This window comes from Streptomyces sp. NRRL F-5123, assembly GCF_000721495.1.
GTDB lineage: Bacteria > Actinomycetota > Actinomycetes > Streptomycetales > Streptomycetaceae > Actinacidiphila.
In genome coordinates this window covers 1-13,694 of sequence record NZ_JOHY01000065.1, presented here as the reverse complement: position 1 = coordinate 13,694, position 13,694 = coordinate 1, and the positions used below count along the sequence as shown (strand labels likewise).

At 74.2% G+C, this 13,694-nt stretch carries 15 protein-coding genes; 4 read left to right on the top strand and 11 right to left on the bottom strand.

Annotation, left to right across the window (positions count from 1 at the left end; genetic code table 11):
* Positions 1–164 precede the first annotated feature (164 nt).
* On the top strand, positions 165–800 hold the full coding sequence (locus IH54_RS40570; RefSeq protein ID WP_063762424.1) for an SCO3374 family protein: 636 nt from the start codon (positions 165–167) through the stop codon (positions 798–800).
* Here the strand turns inward: IH54_RS40570 and IH54_RS0133450 are convergent.
* The 10 genes from IH54_RS0133450 to IH54_RS0133405 form a co-directional block, all read right to left on the bottom strand.
* Complete coding sequence (locus IH54_RS0133450) at positions 731–1,069, bottom strand: histone-like nucleoid-structuring protein Lsr2 (protein WP_031524250.1); 339 nt, start codon at positions 1,067–1,069, stop codon at positions 731–733. The genes IH54_RS40570 and IH54_RS0133450 overlap by 70 nt on opposite strands.
* Positions 1,070–1,189: 120 nt before the next feature.
* On the bottom strand, positions 1,190–1,708 hold the full coding sequence (locus IH54_RS0133445) for an amino-acid N-acetyltransferase (protein WP_031524248.1): 519 nt from the start codon (positions 1,706–1,708) through the stop codon (positions 1,190–1,192).
* 9 nt (positions 1,709–1,717) lie between these two features.
* On the bottom strand, positions 1,718–2,113 hold the full coding sequence (locus IH54_RS0133440) for a BlaI/MecI/CopY family transcriptional regulator (RefSeq protein ID WP_078862728.1): 396 nt from the start codon (positions 2,111–2,113) through the stop codon (positions 1,718–1,720).
* A 78-nt stretch (positions 2,114–2,191) separates the two neighbouring features.
* Entirely contained in the window at positions 2,192–2,368 is a 177-nt protein-coding gene (locus tag IH54_RS46345) for a hypothetical protein (RefSeq protein ID WP_031524244.1), read from the bottom strand.
* Positions 2,369–2,687: 319 nt separating this feature from the next.
* On the bottom strand, positions 2,688–2,921 hold the full coding sequence (locus IH54_RS40565) for a hypothetical protein (RefSeq protein WP_031524242.1): 234 nt from the start codon (positions 2,919–2,921) through the stop codon (positions 2,688–2,690).
* A gap of 346 nt (positions 2,922–3,267) precedes the next feature.
* A complete protein-coding gene (locus tag IH54_RS0133425) occupies positions 3,268–4,062 on the bottom strand; it encodes a type III pantothenate kinase (RefSeq protein WP_031524240.1) in 795 nt (264 codons plus the stop codon).
* A 6-nt stretch (positions 4,063–4,068) separates the two neighbouring features.
* Positions 4,069–5,061: a carboxylating nicotinate-nucleotide diphosphorylase gene (gene nadC / locus IH54_RS0133420; RefSeq protein ID WP_234344152.1), complete on the bottom strand. Its 993-nt coding sequence runs from the start codon at positions 5,059–5,061 to the stop codon at positions 4,069–4,071.
* A 175-nt stretch (positions 5,062–5,236) separates the two neighbouring features.
* Positions 5,237–6,997 carry an L-aspartate oxidase gene (locus IH54_RS0133415; protein ID WP_031524236.1) on the bottom strand — a complete coding sequence of 587 codons (1,761 nt, stop codon included), beginning with the start codon at positions 6,995–6,997 and terminating at the stop codon, positions 5,237–5,239.
* Complete coding sequence (gene panC, locus IH54_RS0133410; protein WP_031524234.1) at positions 6,994–7,839, bottom strand: pantoate--beta-alanine ligase; 846 nt, start codon at positions 7,837–7,839, stop codon at positions 6,994–6,996. Before panC ends, IH54_RS0133415 begins: the two co-directional genes overlap by 4 nt.
* Positions 7,836–8,744 carry a Rossmann-like and DUF2520 domain-containing protein gene (locus tag IH54_RS0133405; RefSeq protein ID WP_031524232.1) on the bottom strand — a complete coding sequence of 303 codons (909 nt, stop codon included), beginning with the start codon at positions 8,742–8,744 and terminating at the stop codon, positions 7,836–7,838. The genes panC and IH54_RS0133405 overlap by 4 nt, the downstream gene beginning before the upstream one ends.
* Before the next feature lie 569 nt (positions 8,745–9,313).
* Between IH54_RS0133405 and IH54_RS0133400 the strand changes: the two genes are divergently transcribed.
* From IH54_RS0133400 to IH54_RS0133390, 3 genes are all read left to right on the top strand, one after another.
* Entirely contained in the window at positions 9,314–10,519 is a 1,206-nt protein-coding gene (locus IH54_RS0133400) for a sensor histidine kinase (RefSeq protein ID WP_031524230.1), read from the top strand.
* 46 nt (positions 10,520–10,565) lie between these two features.
* Positions 10,566–11,237: a response regulator gene (locus IH54_RS0133395; protein WP_234344150.1), complete on the top strand. Its 672-nt coding sequence runs from the start codon at positions 10,566–10,568 to the stop codon at positions 11,235–11,237.
* Positions 11,238–11,407: 170 nt separating this feature from the next.
* Positions 11,408–12,379 (top strand): quinone oxidoreductase family protein, encoded by a 972-nt coding sequence (locus IH54_RS0133390; protein ID WP_031524226.1) that lies wholly within the window; start codon positions 11,408–11,410, stop codon positions 12,377–12,379.
* Between the two features lie 37 nt (positions 12,380–12,416).
* Here the strand turns inward: IH54_RS0133390 and IH54_RS0133385 are convergent, their stop codons facing one another.
* Positions 12,417–13,556: a threonine aldolase family protein gene (locus IH54_RS0133385; RefSeq protein ID WP_043183032.1), complete on the bottom strand. Its 1,140-nt coding sequence runs from the start codon at positions 13,554–13,556 to the stop codon at positions 12,417–12,419.
* Positions 13,557–13,694 lie beyond the last annotated feature (138 nt).

The window sequence follows — 13,694 nt, the reverse complement described above, 5'->3', positions numbered from 1 at the left end:
CGACCGACAGTCCACACCGGATGTCGGTCAGGTGTGCGCTAAGGGCGAACAGTCTTGCGCCCGGGCGAACAGTTCGCGCCGCCGTCCCGCCCACCGTTTGCCTACGGCATGTGTTCGTACGCACACTCCGCGTAACCCCGGCCCACCGGGGAAGTTGCTCGGGCATGGGCTGGTACGAGGATGAGCTGGGCTGGCCGGTGGCCGAGATGTCCGGGACCCCCGGGGCTGCGGCCGGTACGCGCCCGGCAGCCGGGGTGCCGGGGCTGGTCACCGGCGTGCGCTTCGACGTGCTGGACGTGCCCGCGGAGGCCGGGTACGCGCTGCTCGGCCGCTTCCCGCGGCCCGGCGCGCTGGGGCCCGTGGCGCTCGACGGGCGCCGGGTGCGGCTGCTGGTCGCGGCGGGCTCCGCGGAGGAGCTGGCGGGCCTGCTGGAATGGCTGGACTGGGGCGGTATCCCGCTGGACCTGTCCGCGCTCGGCTCGGGCCGGCTGATGCGGGCGCCGGCGCACCCCGAGTGGGGCCGCCGGGAGGCCGCATACGACCGGTCGGCACCGGTGTGGCTGCGGCCCCCCCGGCCGGGCGTCGACGTCGAGGCCACGCTGCCCGCGCTGCACGTCGCCGGGGGCGCCGGCGGGGCCGATGGATCGGGGGTGCCCATCGGCCTTCCGGCCCTCGTCGCTGCCGCGGCGACGGCCTGCCACCGGATCGCGCTGCGGGCACGTGCGCAGGATCAGCCGTGGGCCTTCTCGTACGCCTCGCGGATCGTGGCCGGCACCCGGCCGCGGTCGTTGACCTCGTAGCCCTTCTCCTTCGCCCACGCGCGGATCTTCGCGGTGTCGGGCCCCGAGGCGCCCGCCCCGCGCGCCGCCTTGGTACGCCCGCGCCCGGCACGGCCACCGGTACGGCGACCACTGTCCGTGTACGGGTTGAGCAGCCCGCGCAGCTTGTCGGCATTCGCCGTGGTGAGGTCGATCTCGTACGTCACGCCGTCGAGTGCGAACGTCACGGTCTCGTCCGCCTCACCACCGTCGAGGTCGTCAACGAGAAGGACCTGAACCTTCTGTGCCACCGGCTTCCCTTTCATCGAAAACGGATTAACGGTAAAAGCAAAGCGCCTTTCCCGGGAAAACACAAACCCCTTGCACGAAGACGGACGCACGAGACAGTGCGATCCGGACAAACCGGAACGTCACAGTTGCAGCAGCATGCGGCTGTTGCCCAAGGTGTTCGGTTTCACTCGCTCCAGGTCCAGGAACTCGGCGACGCCCTCGTCATTGGAACGGAGCAGCTCCCCGAACACATCGCCGTCCACCGGGGTGTCCCCGGTCTCCCGGAAGCCGTGCTTCGCGAAGAAGTCCACTTCGAACGTGAGGCAGAAAATGCGGCGGACTCCCAGCCAGCGGGCGGTCTGCAGCAACTTCACCAGCAACTGGTGGCCGACTCCCGCGCCGCGCAGCGCCGGGTCCACGGCCAGCGTCCTGACCTCGGCCAGGTCCTCCCACATCACGTGCAGCGCGCCGCACGCCACGACGGAGGCGTCCTCGTCGCGTTCGGCCACCCAGAACTCCTGGATGTCCTCGAAAAGAGTCACGGTGGCCTTGTCCAGCAGGATGCCGTCGCGCACATACGCGTCCAGCAACCGCCGCACGGCGGGGACATCCGAGGTGCGGGCACGGCGGATGGTCACGTCATTCGACACGAGGGGCATGGACGGACGCTATCGCCCTTCCGCATCGGGCGGACCCGAGGGGTCGACGGACTGGATGATGCGCATTGCGTCCCGCACCGCTTCGCGCTGTTCCGGGGACATCATGCCGAAGAAGTGGACCAGCGCCTCGGCCGGGTTGTCGCTCGCGGACCATGCCTCGTTCATCAGTGCGGCCGAGTATGCCGCTCGCGTCGATACCGCCTCATAGCGATAAGCGCGGCCATCGGCCTCCCTGCGCAGCCAGCCCTTCTGGCGCAGGTTGTCCATTACGGTCATCACCGTGGTGTAGGCGATCGTGCGGTCACGCGCGAGGTCCTCAAGAACCTCACGAACAGTGACCGGACGGTTCCACTCCCACACCCGGGTCATGACCGCGTCTTCGAGGTCTCCCAATGGCCGGGGCACACTCGGAATACTAAGCGGTGGTATGGCCGAATGCCCGGAATGCGGAGCTACCGGGGGCCGGGTAGCGGATTGCGCGGGTCAGCGGTCCCCGTCGCCGGCGGCCTGGCGCGCGGCCTCGGCCTTGCTGAACGCGGCGTCGACCGCGGCGTCCTCCCTGGCCTGGGCACCGCCCTGGTGCTTGACGATCGTGACGATCACGCACGTGAAGAGGATCGCCATCACCAGCGGGGGCACGATCGCGGAAACGTAGTCCATACCGCCAGGGTAGCCACGCCTCCCGCGCGCCCCGCATACGGGTGCGCAAAACCCGCCGGAGGGGTCCGGAAATGCCCGCCGCCCCGCACCCCGCACGGTGAATGCGGGGCCAATACCCGGAGAGAGCCGCGGGTGCGGGGCGGACGGACCGGCTCACGGCGCGCGGGTCAGCTCACGCCGGACGGGCCGGCTCACGGCGTGCGATTCAGCTCACGCCGGGCGGACCGGCTCACGCCGGGCGGACCGGCTCACGCCGGGCGGACCGGCTCACGCCGGGCGGACCGGCTCACGCCGGACGGGCCGGCTCACGGCGCGCGGGTCAGCTCACGCCGGACGGGCCGGCCGGGGCGGCGGCGTCCTTCGCCGGGGGCTCCGGGCGGGAGGGCCGCGGCGGCCAGATCTCGGCGGGCGTGGGGGTGCGGCGGCCCGGCTCGGGGGCGGGCTGCTGCGGGCCGGTGGGCCGGGGCGCGCCGGGACCCGGCTTCGGAGCGGGCTTCGGCTGGTCGGCGGCGGACGGACCGGGGAGGGTGAGCAAGCGGCGCGGCGCGGGCATATGGGCCTCCAGACGCTGTCGTACGTCGTCGTTGACTGCCGGGTACTCGCAGCGGTGCGGCAGTGCGGTGCGCCACTCGCGCTCCGAGCCCGGCGGGCTTGCCTGGACTTTAAGTGCTAAGCGGACAAATTGCCCGCATCCTCCGCCGCCGGGTGCGTCGCCCGAACCTCCCGCCGGGCCTGCCTAGTGCTGTGACCGGGAGGGTTCACCGGTAGCTTGCGGCGTCCGGTGCGGTGCATCGCAAGGCGCCGGACCGGCCTCGTAGTGGGCCTACTCGGTCGATGCGGCAACGCAGCGAGGTGCCGTACCGGGCGTCGCAAGCCGATGGACCCTCCCGGTCACAGCACTAGGTGCTGGTGACGTTGCGCTCGTACACCAGGCGCAGGCCGATCAGGGTCAGCCACGGCTCGTGCGTGTCGATGATTGACGCCTCGTTCAGGACCAGCGGCGCGAGCCCGCCCGTGGCGATGACCGTGACGTCGTCGGGGTCGGCGGCGAGCTCGCGGGCCATGCGCTCGGCGATGCCGTCCGCCTGGCCGGCGAAGCCGTAGAGGATGCCGGACTGCATCGCCTCGATCGTGTTCTTGCCGATGACGCTGCGCGGCCGGGCCAGCTCGATCTTGCGGAGCTGGGCGCCGCGCACACCGAGGGCGTCGACGGAGATCTCGATACCGGGGGCGATCGCGCCGCCCAGGTACTCGCCCCGCGAGGACACCGCGTCGAAGGTCGTGGCGGTGCCGAAGTCGACGACGATGCAGGGGCCGCCGTAGAGGTGGACGGCCGCGAGGGAGTTGATGATGCGGTCCGAGCCGACCTCCTTGGGGTGGTCGACGAGGATGGGCACACCCGTCTTGACGCCGGGTTCGACGAGGACGGCGGGGACGTCGCCGTAGTAGCGGCGGGTGACCTCGCGCAGCTCGTGCAGCACCGACGGCACCGTGGAGCAGATGGCGATGCCGTCGATGCCGTCGCCGAGGTCGCCGAGCAGCGGGTGCATGCCCATGAGGCCCTGGAGCAGCACGGCCAGCTCGTCGGCGGTGCGGCGGGCGTCGGTGGAGATGCGCCAGTGCTCGACGATCTCCTCACCGTCGAAGAGACCCAGGACGGTGTGGGTGTTGCCGACGTCGATGGTGAGCAGCATCCGCCCTCAGCTCTCCGCTCGCAGGTCCAGGCCGATGTCCAGGATCTTCGCGGAGTGCGTGAGCTCGCCCACGGCCAGGAAGTTCACGCCCGTCTCGGCGTAGGCGCGGGCGGTCTCCAGGGTGAGCCGGCCCGAGGACTCCAGGAAGGCGCGGCCGCCGACGACCGCGACGGCCTCGGCGGTCTCGGCCGGGGTGAAGTTGTCCAGCAGGATGAGGTCGGCGCCCGCGTCGAGCACCTCGCGCATCTGGTGCAGGGTGTCGACCTCGACCTCGATCGGCACGTCGGGGAATTCCTCCCGGACCAGCCGGAAGGCCTGCGCGACGCCGCCCGCCGCGACCACGTGGTTGTCCTTGACCAGGGCCGCGTCGGACAGCGACATGCGGTGGTTGGCGCCGCCGCCGCAGCGCACCGCGTACTTCTCCAGGGCCCGCAGCCCCGGCGTGGTCTTGCGGGTGTCGCGCACCTGCGCCCTCGTGCCCTCCAGGACGTCGGCCCAGGCACGGGTGGCGGTGGCGATGCCCGACAGCCGGCACAGCAGGTTGAGGGCGCTGCGCTCGGCGGTGAGCAGGTCGCGGGTGCGGGTGCGTACGGTCAGCAGCTTCTCGCCCGCCGCGACCCGGTCGCCGTCCTCGACGTGCCGCTCGACCTCGAACTCGTCGGTGCAGACCACCGACAGCACCGCCTCGGCCACCCGCAGTCCCGCGACGACGCCCGCCTCGCGGGCGGTGAAGTCGCCGACCGCGACGGACTCCTCGGGGACGGTCGCGACCGTGGTGATGTCCACGCCCTGGTCGAGGTCCTCCTCGATCGCCATGTGGGCGATGTCCTCGACCTGCACCGGGTCGAGCCCGGCCTTGGCGATCAGCTCGGCGAGATCCGGGTCGAGGCCGCACTCCAGCGGGTCCAGCCCGTAGCCGTCCTCGTAGTCGGCGGAGCCGCAGCCGCAGCCGTCCCCGCAGCCTCCGCCCGCTTCCTGCGGCGGGCCGATCGTCGGCAGCGGGAGGGCGACGGGCTGGCGGTCGGGGCTGGTCACTGATGCTCCTTCGGGGGGCGGTGCGGGTGCCGCGGGCGGGCGGCGGGGGGACGTACGGACGTGGCTGCGGCGGTCCCGGTGGGCCGGGGCGGTACGGGGCCGGGCGCGGCGGACGCCCCCGGGCCCCATCATCCCCGACTCAGCCGTCCGCCCGCGCGCCGCGGACCGGCGGGAAGTCCTGCCCGCCGGTGCTGCGGACGTCGAGCGTACGGTGCGGGGTCAGCCGGACGACGAGGTGCCGGCGCCACTGCCGGTCGTCGCGCTCGGGGCGGTCCTCGCGCCAGTGGCAGCCGCGGGTCTCCTCGCGGCGCCGGGCGGCGGCCACCAGGACCCGGGCGACCAGGCTCAGGTTGGTCGCCTCCCACGTCTCGACGCACGGCTCGGCGGTCTTGCCCTCGCGGTCGTAGGCCTCCACGGCCGCGGTGTGCAGGCGCTCCAGGGCGCCCGCGGCGGCCGTCAGCGACTCGGCGCTGCGCAGCACGCCCGCGCCCGCGGACATGATGCGCTGCACCTCGTAGCGCGCCTCCGAGGCCAGCAGCGGGGCGCCACCGGGCTCCGGGACGACCGGGTGCACGGGTCCCGCGCCGCGTCCGGCGAGCGCGCCGATCACGTCGTCGGCGATGCGCTCGGCGAAGACCAGGCCTTCGAGCAGCGAGTTGGACGCGAGCCGGTTCGCGCCGTGCACGCCCGTGCAGGCGACCTCGCCGCACGCGTACAGGCCCGGCACCGTGGTGCGGCCGTGCAGGTCGGTGCGGACGCCGCCGGAGGCGTAGTGGGCGGCGGGGGCGACCGGGATCAGCCCGGTGACCGGGTCGATGCCGTGCGCGCGGCACGCGGCGAGGATCGTCGGGAAGCGCCGCTCCCACATCCGCGCCCCGAAATGCCGGGCGTCGAGGAACATGTGCGCGGCGCCCGTCTCCTGCATGCGGCGCATGATGCCCTTGGTGACGATGTCGCGCGGCGCCAGCTCGGCCAACTCGTGCTGCCCGACCATGAAGCGGACGCCGTCGGCGTCGACGAGGTGCGCGCCCTCGCCGCGTACCGCCTCCGACACCAGCGGCTGCTGCCCCTCGGCGTCCGGGCCCAGCCACAGCACGGTGGGGTGGAACTGCACGAACTCGATGTCGCTGACCTCCGCCCCGGCGCGCAGCGCGAGGGCGACACCGTCGCCGGTGGAGACCGGCGGGTTGGTCGTCGACGAGAAGACCTGGCCCATGCCGCCGGTGGCCAGCACCACGGCGGGCGCGTGGACCGCCCCGACGCCGTCCCGCCGCCCCTCCCCCATGACGTGCAGCGTGACGCCCGCGGTGCGGCCCTCCGCGTCCTCCAGCAGGTCCAGGACGAGGGCGTTCTCGATCAGTTCCAGCTGTGGGCCGCCGTCCCGGGCGGTGCGCGCCTCGCGGACGGCCTCGATGAGCGCGCGGGAGACCTCGGCGCCGGTCGCGTCACCACCCGCATGGGCGATCCGGTCCCGGTGGTGGCCTCCCTCGCGGGTGAGCAGGACCTCGCCGGTGTCCGGGTCGCTGTCGAAGCGGGCGCCGGTCGCGATGAGGCGGCGGACCGCGCCGGGGCCCTCGCTCACGAGGGTGCGGACCGCGTTCTCGTCGCACAGGCCCACGCCCGCGACGAGGGTGTCGTCGAGGTGCTGGCCGGGGGTGTCGCCCTCGCCGAGTGCCGCGGCGATGCCGCCCTGCGCCCAGCGGGTCGAGCCGTCGTCCAGGTGCGCCTTGGTCACGACGGTGACCTTCGCGCCCGCCGCGGCGCAGCGCAGCGCCACGGTCAGCCCGGCCACGCCGGAGCCGACGACCACGACGTCGGCGCTGATGGCCCAGCCCGGGGCCGGGGCGTTCAGTCGTATGCCGGTGCTGCTGCCGGGGGTGCCGGCTCCCGATGCGGTCATGACGCGGCTCCGAATTCCAGCGGGATGTTGTCGATGAGGCGGGTGCTGCCGACCTTGGCGGCGACGGCCAGCACGGCGGGGCCGGTGTGGCCGGGGGCGGTCTCGGTGAAGTCTGCGGGGTCGATGAGGGCGCAGTAGTCGAGGACGACGGGCGGCTCCGCGGCGGCCGCGGCGTCCATCACCGTACGGGCCGCGTGCGCGACGGCCGCGGGACCCTTCTCCGCGGCGTCCCGGCCCGCGGACAGGGCGCGGGACAGCGCGAGGGCCGAGGTGCGCTCGGCGGGCGACAGGTAGCGGTTGCGGCTGGACAGGGCCAGGCCGTCGGCGTCCCGCACGGTCGGGGCCGCGACGATGTCCACGGGGAAGTTCAGGTCGGTGGCCATACGGCGGATGAGGGCGAGCTGCTGGGCGTCCTTCTGGCCGAAGACGGCCGCCGCCGGGCGCGTCAGGTGCAGCAGCTTGGCGACGACCGTGAGCATGCCGTCGAAGTGGCCGGGGCGGGTGGCGCCCTCGAAGCGCTCGCCCATGGGCCCGGCGCTGATCCGCACCTGCGGCTGCCCGCCGGGGTAGACCTCCTCCACGCCCGGCGCGAAGACGAGGTCGGCGCCTGCCTGCGCGGCGAGCTCCACGTCGGCGGCCAGGGTGCGCGGGTAGCGGTCCAGGTCCTCGTTCGGACCGAACTGCAGGGGGTTGACGAAGACGGTCACCGTGACCGGGCCGTCCCCGGCGCGGGCGCGGGCGGCACGGATCAGGGAGGCGTGGCCCTCGTGCAGGGCGCCCATGGTCATGACCACGGCCGCCGCGGGCGGGAGGTCCCCGGCGTGGTGGACCAGCTCGGTCATACGGTGCCCTCGTCTCGGTGGGTGGGGTCGTCCGACAGGGCGCCGAGCAGCGCCTCCGCCGACTCGGCCTTGAGCATGCCGTTGGCCAGCGCGCGGTCGGCGGTGGCGCGGGCCATCGCGACGTACGACGGCACGTCCTCGGGCGCGTGGGCGCGCAGCTCACGCAGGTGGGCGGCGACGGTGCCGGCGTCGCCGCGGGCCACCGGGCCGGTCAGGGCCGCGTCGCCGGAGCGCAGCGCGTTGTCCAGGGCCGCGCCCAGCAGCGGGCCCAGCATCCGGCCCGGCTCCTCGACGCCGGCGGTACGCAGCAGGTCCCTCGCCTGCGCGACCAGGGTGACCAGGTGGTTCGAGCCGATCGCGAGCGCGGCGTGGTAGAGCGGGCGGGCCTCCTCGGCGACCCACTCCGGCTCCCCGCCCATCTCGATGACCAGCGCCTCCGCGGCCAGCCGCAGCTCGCCGGGCGCCGTCACGCCGAACGTGCAGCCCGCCAGGCGCTGCACGTCCACGGGGGTGCCGGTGAAGGTCATCGCCGGGTGCAGCGCGAGGGGAAGGGCCCCGGCGCGCAGGGCCGGCTCCAGCACGGCCGTGCCGTAGCGGCCCGAGGTGTGCACGATCAGCTGCCCCGGGCGTACGGCACCGGTCTCCGCGAGGCCGTTGACGAGGGCGGGCAGGGCGTCGTCCGGCACGGTGAGCAGTACGAGGTCGGCCTGCGCCAGCACCTGGCCGGGCTCCAGCATCGGCACGCCGGGCAGCAGGGCCTCGGCGCGCCGCCGTGAGGCCTCCGACACGCCTGAGGCGGCGACGGGGTGGTGCCCCGCGAGTGCGAGCGCGGCGGCGAGGGCGGGGCCGACGCGGCCCGCACCCACGACCCCCACGGTCAGCCGTCCCGGCCGTTCCTCCACCATTGCGCCTCCCGCTCGGGTTCTCGTCAATCCTACGCGAACCCCCTGCGGGGGGCGCCCATGTGTGACGCTCCCAACTCCCCCGTACGGCGGGGTCCGCGGCTTTCCCGCCGCGGGAGTGCCCGCGCCTGACGGCGCGGGGTGATTCCCACCCTCCCCCGGACTCCGTCCGGGGGTGCCCCCAGACCCGTGCGGGTAGGAGCGAAAAGTGCCGGTCTTCCCGTGGGGCGCAACCGTCGTCGGCGGCGAACCCGCCGTACGACAGGAGGGGGACGATCCGGGGGTGCCCCCGCAGGAATGCGCACCCCGCCGGGCACCGGACACGGGGAGAGGTCAGACGCGCATTCCGAGGAGGTACCCCCGGAGTGGCACCCGACCCACCCGCCGGGCCGCCGCGAAGGGGCACGTGGGGGCACCTCCCGGGCGGAGCCTGGGGGAGAACTGCGCGCGCGGGTCGCGGGGAGGGGCACCCCCGGGCGTACCGGGTCGGGGTCGGGGTCCACCCCAAGGTGGACGTGGGATCGGTCCGAGGGGTGACCCCGCGGAGCGCCCCGCTCCTTACGCTGGGTTATGTGCAGCGCATCTACGACTTCTTCCGCCGCCACCCGACGGGAGTCGACACCTTCTGGGCCGTCGTCCTCCTCGTCGTGTGCGCCGTGTGGATCGCCGCGGACGCGACACCCTCGCCCGCGGCGCGCGCCGCCGCCGTGCCGGTGTCCGTGGCGATGGCGACGGTCGTCGCCATGCGCCGCCGCGCGCCCGAGCGCATGCTGCTGCTGGCCGTCGCGACGGGCCTGGCCCAGCTCGCGCTGAACGTGAAGGCGCCCAACCCGGGCGACGCCGCGATGCTCGCGATCATCTACACCTGCGCGGCCACGGGCACCCGCTGGTCCTCGCGGCTCGCGCTGACCGCGGGGCTGCTGGCGACACCGATCGCGATGGCGCGGTGGCCGCCGGAGGGCGAGTACTCGACGATCTGGACGACGCTGCTCCAGACGTTCTTCCTGACGGTGATCTTCGCCCTGTCGTGGGTGATCGGCGACCGGCTGCGTACCCGCCGGGCGTACTACGCACAGCTGGAGGAGCGCGCCGAACGCATGCACCGGGAGCGGGAGGCGCAGTCGAAGGCGGCGGTGGCCGCCGAGCGGGCGCGCATCGCGCGGGAGCTGCACGACGTGGTGGCGCACAACGTGTCGGTGATGGTCGTGCAGGCGGACGGCGCCGCGTACGTCATGGACGCCGCCCCGGACCAGGCGCGGCAGGCGCTGAGCACGATCTCCTCGACCGGCCGGCAGGCGCTCGCGGAGATGCGCCGGCTGCTGGGCCTGCTGCGGGCGGGGGACGACGCGGGCGGCGAGTACGTGCCGCAGCCGGGCGTGGACCAGCTCGCGGACCTGATCGACCAGGTGCGCGGCGCGGGCCTGCCGGTACGGTTCGAGGTCGCGGGGCAGGCCCGGCCGCTGTCCAGCGGCGTGGAGCTGACGGCGTACCGCATCGTGCAGGAGGCGCTGACGAACGTGCGCAAGCACGGTGGGGACGGGGCGAGCGCGAGCGTCGTGCTGGGCTTCGGCGACCAGGAGCTGGATCTGCTGATCGAGGACGACGGGCGGGGCGGCGCGGACGCGCTGTACGAGGAGGGCGGCCGGGACGGACTCGGCCAGGGCCTCATCGGCATGCGGGAGCGGATCGGCATGGTCGGCGGCACGCTGACGGCCGGGCCGCGGCCCGGCGGGGGTTTCCGGATCAGCGCGGTGCTGCCGCTGCGGACCGGTCGCTGAACGGGATCGGAGAGCGATGGATGGGAACGTGACGGGGATCCGGGTCATGCTCGTGGACGACCAGGTGCTGCTGCGCACCGGCTTCCGGATGGTGCTGGCCGCGCAGCCGGACATGGAGGTCGTCGCGGAGGCGAGCGACGGCGCGGAGGCCCTGGAGGTGCTGCGCGCCACCCGGGTGGACGTGGTCCTGATGGACGTGCGGATGCCGCGGATGGACGGGGTGGAGGCCACACGGCGGATCTGCGGCGGCGACCGGGAGCGCGAGGACGGCCCGCGGGTGCTCATCCTGACCACCTTCGACCTGGACGAGTACGCGTTCGCCGCGCTCAAGGCGGGGGCGGCCGGCTTCATGCTCAAGGACGTGCCGCCGGACGAGCTGCTGGCCGCGATCCGCGCGGTGCACAGCGGGGACGCGGTCGTCGCGCCCAGCACCACCCGGCGGCTGCTGGACCGCTTCACGCCGATGCTGCCGGCCCCGGATTCCGAGCCGCGGCACAAGGAGCTGGAGAAGCTCACCGACCGCGAGCGCGAGGTGCTGCTGCTGGTCGCGCAGGGCCTGTCGAACGGCGAGATCGCCGCGAAGCTCGTGCTGTCGGAGGCGACCGTCAAGACCCACGTCGGGCGCATCCTCACCAAGCTGGGCCTGCGCGACCGGGTCCAGGCGGTCGTGCTGGCGTACGAGTCGGGCCTGGTGCGGGCGGGCGGCGGCGGGCTGTGACGTACGCCCGTGCCCGAGGGTGCTGAAACACCCCCCGGGCACGGGCCGGACCGACGCCGGACTGACACGGGATCAACTCCCGTGGAATCAAAAGCCGGGCCCGGCGCGTTTGATCGACACCGCTGCGAGGCAAGCGACGCAGTGGACGGACAGGACTACGGGGAGGCGCCATGCGCGCGATCGTCATCGAGGAGTTCGGCGGGCCGGACGTGCTGCGGCTCGTGGATCTGCCCGATCCGGAACCAGGACCCGGCGAGATCACCGTCGCCGTCGCCTTCGCGGGCGTCAACTTCGCCGACATCATGGCCCGTACGAAGGGCTACCAGGTCGACGCGCTGCCCTTCCGGCCGGGCCTGGAGGTCGCCGGGCGGGTGCTCGCGGTGGGCGAGGGCGTCACGGGGCACGCGCCCGGTGACGAGGTCGCCGCGTTCGTCCGCGGCGGCGGCTATGCCGAGATCGCGGCCGTGCCCGCCGCCAGCGCCTTCACCGTGCCCGCGGGGCTCGACCTGCGGACCGCGGCGACGCTGCCGACCGTGATGCCGACGGCGTACGGCGTACTGCACGACGTGGCGCGGCTGCGCGAGGGCGACACCGTCCTGGTGCAGGGCGCCGCGGGCGGTGTCGGCACGGTCGCCGGGCAGCTGGCGCGGCTCGGCGGGGCGACGGCGGTCTACGGCGTCGTCTCCAGCATGGACAAGGCGCCGCACGCCCTGAAGTCGGGCTACGACCAGGTCTTCCTGGACACGGACTTCGACGAGAAGGTGCTCGCGGCGACGGGCGGGCGGGGCGTGGACGTCGCGCTCGACGCGGTCGGCGGCGAGACCTTCCGCCGTACGCTCGCCGTCACCGCGCGCTTCGGCCGCCTCGTCTCCTTCGGCAACTCCGGCAATGCCGCGCCCTGGCAGATCGGCCCCGCCGACGTCTACCCCGCCGCCCGGTCCGTCGCCGGCTTCTCCCTCATGGGGCTCGCCGCGCAGGACCCGGCGCGGCTGCGGGAACTGGCCGACGCGGCCTTCCGCACGGTGCTCGACGGGGGCGTCGAGCTGCCGGTGACGGCGGAGCTGGACCTCGCCGACGCGGGCGAGGCGCACCGCCTGGTGGAGTCCCGGGCGACGACCGGCAAGCTGCTGCTGCGCGCCTGAGCGGGGCCGCCGGCGGGATCCGTCCCGCCGGCCCGCGTCAGGGCAGGCGGCGGGCGAAGTCGGCGGCCGCCGCGTGGACGTCGGACTCCGCCCAGGCCAGGGCCTCGCGTCCGACCGTCATCTCCACCATGGACAGCCCCGGGATGCGGGGCTCGAAGAACGGGTGGCGGCCGAAGAGGGATTCGCGGCGCTCCTCGGCCTGCTCCAGCGCGGCGTCGTTGAGGACGTCCTCGGGATAGGGCAGCCACACCTGGAACTGGTGGGTGTGCGGCGCGTCCGGGTACGTCCGCGGCCACGTCGCCCCGCCCGCCGCCAGCCCCTCCCGCAGCGCCCGGGCCACGACCTGGGCGTGCGCCACGTACGACGGCAGCCGCGGCAGCTCGCCCCGCAGGCCCGCGAGCGCGGAGAGGACCGCCGGGAACTGCATGAAGACCTGGCCCCCGTAGCGGTGCCGCCACGCCTTGACCTCCGCCACGAAGTCCGCGGACCCTGCCAGGGCGGCGCCCGAGATGCCGTCGAGCGACTTGTAGTAGCTGACGTACACGCTGTCGGCGAGGCCGGCGATCTCCTGGAGCGTGTGCCCGAAGTGCGGCGGGCACTCCCACAGGCGGGCGCCGTCGAAGTGCACGACGGCGTCCCGCTCGCGGGCCGCCTTGACCGTCGCGGTCAGCTCGTCCCACGTCGGGAGCACGTAGCCTGCGACCCGCAGCGGCAGTTCCAGCATGAGCGTGCCGAACGGCTCGTCGAGATCGGCGACCTCCTCGGCGGAGGGCATCCGCGGGTCCTGCGTCGGGTGGACGGTCCGCAGGCCCGTCAGCACGCTCAGGGCGTCCCGCTCGTACATCTCCGGATGCGCCAGCGGATGCAGCGCCACCAGGGGGTTGCCGGTACGGCCCGCCCACGCCCGCAGGGCGGCCTGCTGGGCCATCGTGCCCGTCGGGAAGTACGCGGCCGCCTCCGTCCCGAGCAGTTCCGCCGTGCGGCGCTCCAGCTCGCCGACGACGCTCTTCTCGTCCCCGTAGAAGTCGACGGGCTCGGAGGTGTCGTACGCCTCCGAGCCCTCCCGGACGAGCCGGGCGAGCCGCTCCGCGATGGAGGGCCGGACCGGATTCGCGAGCACCCGCCCGCACGCCTTGACCGCGGCGACCCGCCGCGCCTGCCTTTCGCTGTCACCCATGACCCGATCTTCTCCTACGCCCCCACGGGGCGCGCCCGCGCCCACCGGCGCGGGGTGTCTCCCACCCCCACCACCCGTGCAGGTGGGACGCCGGCTGACGGCCCCCTGTGGGGGTGCACCATCGCCGGGGGCGACCCG

What these genes read in the sequence shown, in the direction of transcription:
- IH54_RS0133425 (WP_031524240.1), bottom strand. Translation starts at nt 4,062, where the DNA reads ATGCTGCTCACCATCGACGTCGGCAACACCCACACCGTCCTGGGTCTC.
- IH54_RS0133445 (WP_031524248.1), bottom strand. Translation starts at nt 1,708, where the DNA reads ATGCCCCTCGTGTCGAATGACGTGACCATCCGCCGTGCCCGCACCTCG.
- IH54_RS40570 (WP_063762424.1), top strand. Translation starts at nt 165, where the DNA reads ATGGGCTGGTACGAGGATGAGCTGGGCTGGCCGGTGGCCGAGATGTCC.
- panC (WP_031524234.1), bottom strand. Translation starts at nt 7,839, where the DNA reads ATGACCGAGCTGGTCCACCACGCCGGGGACCTCCCGCCCGCGGCGGCC.
- IH54_RS0133415 (WP_031524236.1), bottom strand. Translation starts at nt 6,997, where the DNA reads ATGACCGCATCGGGAGCCGGCACCCCCGGCAGCAGCACCGGCATACGA.
- IH54_RS46345 (WP_031524244.1), bottom strand. Translation starts at nt 2,368, where the DNA reads ATGGACTACGTTTCCGCGATCGTGCCCCCGCTGGTGATGGCGATCCTC.
- IH54_RS0133390 (WP_031524226.1), top strand. Translation starts at nt 11,408, where the DNA reads ATGCGCGCGATCGTCATCGAGGAGTTCGGCGGGCCGGACGTGCTGCGG.
- IH54_RS40565 (WP_031524242.1), bottom strand. Translation starts at nt 2,921, where the DNA reads ATGCCCGCGCCGCGCCGCTTGCTCACCCTCCCCGGTCCGTCCGCCGCC.
- IH54_RS0133405 (WP_031524232.1), bottom strand. Translation starts at nt 8,744, where the DNA reads ATGGTGGAGGAACGGCCGGGACGGCTGACCGTGGGGGTCGTGGGTGCG.
- IH54_RS0133385 (WP_043183032.1), bottom strand. Translation starts at nt 13,556, where the DNA reads ATGGGTGACAGCGAAAGGCAGGCGCGGCGGGTCGCCGCGGTCAAGGCG.
- IH54_RS0133395 (WP_234344150.1), top strand. Translation starts at nt 10,566, where the DNA reads ATGCTCGTGGACGACCAGGTGCTGCTGCGCACCGGCTTCCGGATGGTG.